2 protein-coding genes and 1 pseudogene are annotated in these 3,044 nt (G+C 67.0%); 1 reads left to right on the top strand and 2 read right to left on the bottom strand.

The genetic code is table 11. From position 1 onward, the window contains the following. Window positions 1-300, bottom strand: a pseudogene (locus ACOJTB_RS19900) (hypothetical protein); the annotation flags it as partial. Next, window positions 297-1,289, bottom strand: coding sequence for an ABC transporter substrate-binding protein (locus tag ACOJTB_RS19895; RefSeq protein WP_420104259.1), 993 nt, complete (start codon window positions 1,287-1,289; stop codon window positions 297-299). The gene ACOJTB_RS19895 and the pseudogene ACOJTB_RS19900, both read right to left, overlap by 4 nt. 312 nt (window positions 1,290-1,601) lie before the next feature. Here ACOJTB_RS19895 and ACOJTB_RS19890 point away from each other — a divergent pair. Then, window positions 1,602-3,044: UvrA family protein (locus tag ACOJTB_RS19890; RefSeq protein WP_465248415.1), on the top strand; the 1,443-nt coding region annotated here is incomplete at its 3' end.

Here is a 3,044-nt window from a genome sequence, read left to right as displayed (position 1 = left end):
CGCCAGCGACTGCATCGCCGCCGCCCAGACGCCGAGCATCGCGATCAGCAGCGGCAGCAGCGCCATGCCGAGCGTGAAACCGAACCTGCGGGTGGCCCCCCAGGCCCCAGCGGCGACGGCAACCGCGAAGACGGGCGCCGGCACAAGTGCCAGCCCCGTCTCCAGCCCGCGCACCGGCGCGGTCAAAGCCGCGCTGATACCGTCGAGCCGGTCGCCAAAGCCGGTGACGACCGCATCGACGCCGCGATTGACAGCCCCTTGCAGAGCCTTGCCGAGATCCGGCAGCCAGCCGTCGCTCACAGGCCGGACTTCACCTTCTGCGCCACCTCAGCCGGGACCCATTTGGTCCAGACATCGCCTTGCGTCTTCAGGAAGACCAGTGCCTGCTGCTCGGGGGTCACGCCCTTTTCGCGCGCTTCGGCCAGCATCTTCGAGGTCAGTTCGCTGCTGGTCGTGTAGGCCTTGAAGAAGGCCGCGAGCTGCGGCGCCTTCTTGATGAAATCGACATTTCCGCCATTGACGACCTTGCTCTCGGGATAGGCGGTGGCGCGCTTGGGGGCGTCGCTCGCCTTCAGCTCGGCCCAGACAGCCGGATCGAACGGCGCTTCCTGCAGCTTGACGAGGTCATAGGCGCCGAGAAGCCAGCTCGGACCCCAGTAATAGAACACGACCGGGCGCTTGCGCTTCAGCGCCGCCTCGATCGCGGCGACCAGCGCCTCACCCGAGCCGCCCCTGACATTGGTGAAGTCAGTGGCGAGGCCGTAGACGGCGAGCTTCTTGGTGTTGATGCCCTCGCAGACCCAGCCGGCGACGCAATTGTAGAAGCGGCCCTTGCCCGGCTCCTCGGGATCGGCGAACAGATCCTTGTAGCGCTTGAGATCCTCGACGCTCTTCAGCTCCGGCGCCTTGGCATCCGGCCCCGCGACGAGATAGCGTGGCACGAACCAGCCCTCGTTCGCATCCGGGAAGGTGGTGCCCAGCGGCTCGACCTTGCCGGCCTCGGCCGCCTTGACCCAGGCCTCGACGGGGTTCGCCATCCAGATTTCCATGATGACGTCGACATCGCCGCGCGCCAGCCCGTTGACCAGCGGCGCGACCACGCCCGGCACGCGCTCGACCTTGCAGCCGAAACCCTTCTCGGCGATGGCCCCGGCGACGGCGGTGTGGAAGGCGGCGGAATCGTAATCCAGCCCGGCAATCTTCAGCGGCCGGTCCAGCTCGCAGGCGCCCGCCGCGCCGGCCCAGCCCAGTCCCGCCGCCAGCAGCACGGCTCCCCAAACGGCTTTCATGTCGTCGCTCCCCTGCTTGCGATCGACGCCGCTGCGGCGCCGCCCAAGACATGCGTAATCGGCCGAACAGCCGCCGGTCCTGCCGCGGCAACGCATCAGCGTGGCGGATGATCCGTCTCAGCCCGAAGCATTGCGCAAACGGCCGGCATGCACCATCTGCGCTCCTGCCATCGACTGTCAGGAAACCGCGCCGCGGCTCGCCCGTCGCATGATAGGGATGCGCAGCAGCATTACGGTCGCCCTGCCCGGAACCGGGCTGGCGTCGGCCGGCTTTTGTCCTAGTCTCGAAGCCTCCTCCACACGGACGTCCCGATGGCCCGCAAAGCTTCACAGCCCGGCAAACCCAAAGCCGCAGCCGCGCAGAGCGCCGCCGAACAGGCCGCCGCGCTGGAGGATATGTTCGACCGGAATGTCGGGTCCATCGCCGACCGCAACATCCGCATGATCACCGTGCGTGGCGCCCGCGAGCACAACCTCAAGAACGTCGATCTCGCGATCCCGCGCGACAAGCTCGTCGTGTTCACCGGCCTCTCCGGCTCGGGCAAGTCCTCGCTCGCCTTCGACACGATCTATGCGGAAGGGCAGCGCCGCTATGTCGAGAGCCTCTCGGCCTATGCCCGTCAGTTCCTCGAGATGATGAGCAAGCCCGATGTCGACCAGATCGACGGGCTCTCGCCGGCGATCTCGATCGAGCAGAAGACGACCTCCAAGAACCCGCGCTCCACGGTGGGCACCGTCACCGAGATCCACGACTATATGCGCCTGCTCTGGGCGCGCACCGGCATTCCCTATTCGCCCGCCACCGGCCTGCCGATCGAGAGCCAGACCGTCCAGCAGATGGTCGACCGGCTGGCCGAGCTGCCGGAGAAGACGCGCGGCTATCTGCTCGCGCCGGTCGTGCGCGGCCGCAAGGGCGAGTTCCGCAAGGAGATGGCGGAGTGGCTGAAGCGCGGCTTCCAGCGCGTCAAGGTCAATGGCGAATTCCATGAGATCGCCGACGCGCCCGCGCTCGACAAGAAGTTCAAGCACGACATCGACGTGGTGGTGGACCGCATCGTTATCCGCCCCGATTTGGGCGCCCGCCTTGCCGACTCGCTGGAGCAGGCGCTGGAGCTGACGGACGGCATCGCCGTCTTCGAATATGCCGATGAGAAGGAGGAGAACGGCGAGGCCAGGCGCATCACCTTCTCGTCCAAATTCGCCTGCCCGGTCTCCGGCTTCACCATTCCCGAGATCGAGCCGCGTCTGTTCTCCTTCAACAACCCCTTCGGCGCCTGCCCGGTCTGCGACGGCCTCGGCCACGAGATGCGGATCGACCCGGACATGATCGTGCCGGACGCCTCGCTCTCGCTGAAGAAGGGCGCCATCGCCCCCTGGGCGAAATCGACCTCACCCTATTACGGCCAGACGCTGGAGGCGCTGGCCAAGCATTTCGGCTTCTCGATGACGAAGCCCTGGTCCGAACTGCCCGAGAGCGCCCGCAAGGCGATCCTGTTCGGCACGGGTTCGGAGGCCGTGCGCATGGCCTATCACGACGGGCTGCGCGCCTATGAGGTGAGGAAGCCCTTCGAGGGCGTCATCACCAATATGGAGCGGCGCTGGAAGGAGACGGAATCGGACTGGGCGCGCGAGGAGATCGGCCGCTTCATGTCCGAGACGCCCTGCGCCGCCTGCAACGGCTATCGCCTGAAGCCCGAGGCGCTGGCGGTGAAGATCGACGGCCGCCATATCGGCGAGATCTCCAAGCTCTCGGTC

The organism is Allobosea sp. (genome assembly GCF_048595345.1).
In the GTDB taxonomy this organism is placed as follows: Bacteria; Pseudomonadota; Alphaproteobacteria; order Rhizobiales; family Beijerinckiaceae; genus Allobosea.
This window is presented reverse-complemented; position numbering and strand designations above follow the sequence as displayed.

What these genes read in the sequence shown, in the direction of transcription:
- ACOJTB_RS19895 (WP_420104259.1), bottom strand. Translation starts at nt 1,289, where the DNA reads ATGAAAGCCGTTTGGGGAGCCGTGCTGCTGGCGGCGGGACTGGGCTGG.